Source organism: Mesorhizobium sp. PL10 (genome assembly GCF_053714315.1).
The window spans coordinates 1-4,780 of record NZ_JBSKBR010000085.1 but is presented as its reverse complement, the minus strand read 5'-3'; the positions used below and the strand labels follow the sequence as shown (position 1 = coordinate 4,780).

4 protein-coding genes and 3 pseudogenes are annotated in these 4,780 nt (G+C 58.5%); 5 read left to right on the top strand and 2 right to left on the bottom strand.

The features are described from left to right. A pseudogene (locus tag ACWGTO_RS32740) lies at nucleotides 1-400 on the bottom strand (IS66 family transposase); the annotation flags it as partial. A gap of 272 nt (nucleotides 401-672) precedes the next feature. Here ACWGTO_RS32740 and ACWGTO_RS32735 point away from each other — a divergent pair. Continuing rightward, a pseudogene (locus ACWGTO_RS32735) lies at nucleotides 673-1,208 on the top strand (DDE-type integrase/transposase/recombinase); the annotation flags it as partial. A 292-nt stretch (nucleotides 1,209-1,500) separates the two neighbouring features. On the opposite strand, the gene ACWGTO_RS32730 reads toward ACWGTO_RS32735, so the two are convergent. Then, a complete protein-coding gene (locus ACWGTO_RS32730) occupies nucleotides 1,501-2,673 on the bottom strand; it encodes an ATP-grasp domain-containing protein (protein ID WP_454578846.1) in 1,173 nt (390 codons plus the stop codon). A 512-nt stretch (nucleotides 2,674-3,185) separates the two neighbouring features. On the opposite strand from ACWGTO_RS32730, the gene ACWGTO_RS32725 reads away from it, so the two are divergent. The 4 genes and pseudogenes from ACWGTO_RS32725 to ACWGTO_RS32710 all read left to right on the top strand — a co-directional run. Further along, nucleotides 3,186-3,581 (top strand): tyrosine-type recombinase/integrase, encoded by a 396-nt coding sequence (locus ACWGTO_RS32725; protein WP_454578845.1) that lies wholly within the window; start codon nucleotides 3,186-3,188, stop codon nucleotides 3,579-3,581. Further along, nucleotides 3,578-4,201 carry a tyrosine-type recombinase/integrase gene (locus ACWGTO_RS32720; RefSeq protein ID WP_454578844.1) on the top strand — a complete coding sequence of 208 codons (624 nt, stop codon included), beginning with the start codon at nucleotides 3,578-3,580 and terminating at the stop codon, nucleotides 4,199-4,201. Before ACWGTO_RS32725 ends, ACWGTO_RS32720 begins: the two co-directional genes overlap by 4 nt. After that, nucleotides 4,168-4,584 carry a hypothetical protein gene (locus tag ACWGTO_RS32715; protein ID WP_454578843.1) on the top strand — a complete coding sequence of 139 codons (417 nt, stop codon included), beginning with the start codon at nucleotides 4,168-4,170 and terminating at the stop codon, nucleotides 4,582-4,584. The genes ACWGTO_RS32720 and ACWGTO_RS32715 overlap by 34 nt, the downstream gene beginning before the upstream one ends. After that, nucleotides 4,581-4,780: pseudogene (locus tag ACWGTO_RS32710) on the top strand (integrase); the annotation flags it as partial. The gene ACWGTO_RS32715 and the pseudogene ACWGTO_RS32710, both read left to right, overlap by 4 nt.

Sequence of the window (4,780 nt, the reverse complement as noted above, 5' to 3'; positions counted from 1 at the left end):
TCGCCGCATCTGGCACAGCCGCGACGACCAGCGTGCCGCAGGACGGGCAACGGACTGCCAGACGCCGATGGCGCTCAATCAAAGGCCTGATCGCGGGAAGCTCAATCTTGTCGTGCTCGCTGACGGTTTCGGCAGCAAGATCGCTCGACAGGCTGGCGCGGCAGCAAAGGCATTGGTCTGGATGATGATCGATGATGCGATCGGCATCCTCACTCATGGCGCGGCTGTGACCTTCATGACCCGCCTTGGCGCCGCCAGGCTTTGCCCTGTCCCGACGCGCCTTGCGATCGCTCGAAGGTGGCTTGGACGACGTGCGTGATGTCTTCTCTGGCCGCTGCATCCGCAGCACCAGATCGATCAACTCTTCCTTCGTCAGACGCTGCAAATCAGTGCGATCCATATCCCCATAGATTAAGGGATTCTTGCCCCTGACAAGGGCGTGAGTAATTACAACCCGACAACCCGATAGAAGGTAACGTTACTTGCACTAAGTTGACCACGTGGCCGATTGGCGCTCACGGGATTTGCGGGTCGCCGATTTCCAACGGGAGGCGCCTGCAGGACGAGATTTGGTCTGCCGGTTCTGGAAGATATTACGGAACGGATCCGTGCCCTGTAGCCAATTCAGCCAGTTTATCGCCGACACCGAGTCATTTTATCTCAAACATCAATGTCGGGATGAAGCTGCGAGACGATCGCCAACCAGCCGCCGAACCCAACGACGTGTGGGCGATGGACTTCGTTCACGACCAGCTTGCGACGGGCAAGAAGATCCGCGTCCTGACGGTCGTCGATACGTTCTCGCGCTACGTACCGGTGCTCGACCCGCGCTTCAGTTATCGAGCCGAGGATGTGGTCAGGACGCTGGAACAGGTCTGCCCCCGGATCGGCTATCCGAAGACGATCCGGGTCGATCAGGGCTCGGAGTTCGTCTCGCGCGACCTCGATCTGTGGGCCTATATCAGGGGCGTCACGCTCGACTTCTCGCGACCGGGAAAGCCAACGGACAACGCTTACATTGAAGCCTTCAACGGCCGCTTCAGGGCGGAGTGTTGAACGCCCACTGGTTCCTGACGCTTGCCGAGACGGCCGAAAAGTTGGAGGATTGGCGCAGATACTAAAACGAGGTGCGCCCACATGGCGCAATCGGGCACAAGGTTCCGATCTCGTTGATCAATCCCGATGGTGCCGCCAGCCCGCCATCGTGAAACAGCCGGAAAACTCCACCTTCCGGCGGTCCAAAGAATGGTATCGGATCAGAAATGGTCGCGGCTCTAATCGCCACTGGACGACAGTTCAGTGGCAGATCTCAGGATGTCTCAGCGGCCGATCTTCTCCGAGTTTATCAAGCGTGCATTGCCGCCCTGGAACGGGTGCTCGGCAAACGGGCTCAGGAGGTAGAAAGCGCTCTGCATTGCACGACCGCAGGCGTCCATACTGAGCTCAGTCCCGGTTGTGAGCTTGTGTTCAAAACCTCTCACACACTTTCAACTATTTCCCTCATGACGTGATGGACCAATGAATCAAGTCGACGGCATGCCGAAGTATCGCTTTGCTCTGTTCGCGGGTGTGTGAAGCGGCAATGACGTGTCCAAAACAGTCTCGATAATCGCCTTTTCTGGCAATCCGCGTCTTGGGTTCAACATAAAACTTGACCTCGGAAACACCTGATACTGCGGCCGCTTGACTATCCCCATCGATCCAATCAAGGGTACCATCGCGATCAGCAACCAGGTGCCGCGCGGCCGCAATGCGCGAATGCCTTCTACGCAAATCCCATTCATTGCCGATGACAAGGTTTATGTGCTCGGTAATGAGATCGACACCGTAAGCCAATTGAACCAATTGAGGGCCGGGCGAACCAGAAAGACGCGGATTGACTTCAATGACGACCGGACCGCGCTTCGTCCATCGGAGTTCAACATTCGCTGGCCCCCAGCCAAGGCAGAGAGCTCGCAAGCAACTCAGCGAAACATCGCTGATACGCTCCTCTTCCTCGTCAGTCAGCGCTGCCGGATAGGTCGCTTCATGGTAGACGAACTGCGGTGGAGGACCGAATTCCATTGCGGCAATCCCAATGACCTCATCCCCCATCATGTCAATCCAATACTGCTGGCCCTGTACGAATTCTTCAATCAGTATCCTTGGCGCAGCCTGCCGTCTGTGGTTCCCACTCAACAGGTAGCCCGTATGTTCGGCCACCTCGTCGGCAGTGCGGCACCACCGGACACCGACGCTGCCGCAGCCCACCGCAGGCTTCACTATCACCGGCAGCCCGATCTCTGCGGCCGAATCCTTTACCTCCGTTGCATTGACCGCCAAGCGATAAGCAGGTATCGGAAGGGCTGAGGCCGCGAGAAGTTGACGCTGAGTGTACTTATCGCAGCATTGTTCAACAGCTTCCGGGTTCGGTCCCGGCACATCGAAATGACGGCAGAGCTTGGCAGCTGTCGCATAAAACGAATCCGCAGCGCTCGTGATTCCAGCAATTTCATAGGTCTCTTGGAGCCGGGAACATTCGCCGATCAGCGCTTCCAGATCGTCTGTATCAACTCGGATTGTCTCGACCCCTTTCGCCGCGAAATGGTCATACTTACTTGGGTCGGCCGAAAGGGTAATTGGCTGGAGGCCAAGGCGCTGAGCAGCCTGGACATACAGCAGACCGGAGCCCATTATCGTGCCTCCAAGTAGGATCAGCGCTCTTGCCATTTATGTGTACCCCTTTTGTGCGTGCCGCTCGGCGGTCTGAAGGATTTTCGGCATCTTTGTAGCCGCGTAGCCGCGCTTGAACTCAGACCTTGCCCCAAGGCTACCATCGTCCACGACTTTGCGGCGTTAAGACTCTGCGAATTTTATTTCGAGTTTTGTTGCAACGGCTGCCGTTCGAACCTTCGGGTGCGTTTTGGCAAATCGCAAAAGCAAACTGGGACGCCGCCCCGCGGCCCTGGCTCCGCGCGTGCCAAATGCGCGGATGACACGGGAGCATAAAAAGTTGGGGGTCATCAGGCTGCCAATTTGATGGCATTTTTTGGTGCCTGCCGTTCCTTGCGCCACCGTTTGAAGTCGTTGTCGAGAGTGCCGTCGAGAACGCGCGTTGTTGGATGAGGAGGTGTACGCCACGTGGCGTCCATTGCATTTGTTGCTTTTGGCTAGACGATATTGACTGGCGAGCCGGGCAACTCCACGTGCAGGGCAAGGGACGCAAACGGGCGACCATGCCGCTCCTACCCGAAGTCGGCGAGGCCATCGCGGCTTACCTGCGCGACGGTCGTCCGATATCCGGGAGTCGCCGGGTTTTCCTTCGCTCGCACGCTCCGCACATCGGCTTTACCTCATCATACGCGGTGATCCATATCGCACGCTCCGCGATCAATGCAGCCAATATAACTGGCGTCGCGCATCGCGGATCCCACCTGTTTCGGCATAGCCTGGCCACTGGACTCCTTGGTTCGGGGGCCACGCTGACCGAGATCGGCCAGGTCTTACGTCACCAAAACCACGATACGACACGCATCTATGCCAAGGTTGACCTGGCAAGCCTGCGGCGCCTGGCAACGCCATGGCCGGGAGCCGTGCAATGAGCCCGCTGTACATCGCCCTCGAGCGCTACATGGGCATGCGCCGCACCCTTGGCTTCAAGCTTTCGTCTCAGGAACAGATACTACGCCGCTTCGTCGCGCACATGGATCAGCATGGCAACGCGATCATAACCAGCAAGCTCGCCATCGAATGGGTGAGCAAAGATGCTGGTCCAGCGTCCTGGCCCGGGCGCCTGTCCGCAGTTCGCGGGTTCGCCCGGTACGTGGCGATTACCGACCCGCGGACACAGGTCCCTCCGACGAGCGTATTTCCGGAGCAACGGCGGCCCGCACCCTACCTCTATTCCGAGGCTGAAGTTCAACAGCTTCTTGCTGCGATGCTGGCCCTTCCACCCGCAGGCAACCTGCGTCGATGGACCTATTATTGCATCGTCGGCCTCCTCGCCGTGACCGGCATGAGGATTGGCGAGGCCCTGCGGCTTCATAGAGGTGATGTCGATCTCGACCAAGGGATACTGGTCATTCGCGACAGCAAATTCGGCAAGTCTCGCATCGTCCCTGCGTGTTTCGGTAAGTCCCGGACGCCGATTTCACTAAGTTCACTCCATCACTGTCCGGCTTTTGCGAAATGCGCATCGTCCCCATTCATTCGTCGACGCTGACCGTGCTCAAGGATTATGCAGCACGGCGTGATAGCCAACCCTTGAGGTCCGCCGGCCGGCCATTTTTCACCGGCGAACGCGGCGGCCACGTGCACTATCGCAATATCGTCACCGATTTCCGTGCTGTGTCACTAAAGATCGGCCTGCGACCGCGCGGCGCTCGCACAGGACCCCGCCTGCACGACCTGAGGCACGGTTTTGCCGTTGCTACGCTGCTGCGCTGGTATCGGGCCGACAAGGACGTAGACCAACTTCTTCCGGTCCTTTCCACCTACCTGGGGCACGGCCGTGTTCGCGACACATATTGGTACCTGTCGGCCTGCCCCGAACTCATGGGGGAAGCTGCCCGAAGACTCGAAGCGCGATGGGAGACACTGTCATGACGCAGGATCTCCAACTCGCGCCGCTGATCGAACGGTTCTTTACACACCGCCTTGTCCATCAGCGCAACGTCAGTCCGCACACGCTTGCATCCTACCGCGACACCTTTCGCCTGTTATTCAGGTTCGCGCACGCCAGGCTGCACGTGGCGCCGTCCAACCTGCGGCTTACAGATCTCGATGCACCACTTATTGTCGC